Source organism: Bacillus sp. NTK074B, from assembly GCF_017303375.1.
GTDB lineage: Bacteria > Bacillota > Bacilli > Bacillales > Bacillaceae_B > Rossellomorea.
Genome location: NZ_JAFKOH010000099.1, coordinates 1 through 265, shown reverse-complemented (window position 1 = coordinate 265; position 265 = coordinate 1). Strand labels below are relative to the sequence as shown.

At 48.3% G+C, this 265-nt stretch carries 1 protein-coding gene; it reads right to left on the bottom strand.

All coding sequences use genetic code 11. From position 1 onward, the window contains the following. A partial coding sequence (locus JI667_RS21580; protein ID WP_206858504.1) for a TIR domain-containing protein occupies positions 1-265 on the bottom strand: 265 nt, incomplete at both ends.

The window sequence follows — 265 nt, the reverse complement described above, 5'->3', positions numbered from 1 at the left end:
CATTCCAGCCTACGATCGCGTCGCCGTACTCATCAAGCGCTTCCGGAACTTCACAACCGTTCGATCCTTGCTCCCAAACACCGACGATGGTCTTGCCTTTTTCACGAGCCCGCTCGATTTCCCAGTTCACCCACTCACTGTTTCTTGTTTCCGGAGTGATATAAACGATAAGTGTACTAGCCCAGTCAATTCTGGGCGCAAGGATCTGAGACTTAATATAGTCTGGAGATTTTGCGTTGTTGGGTTTTTCTGAATTTATGGAACC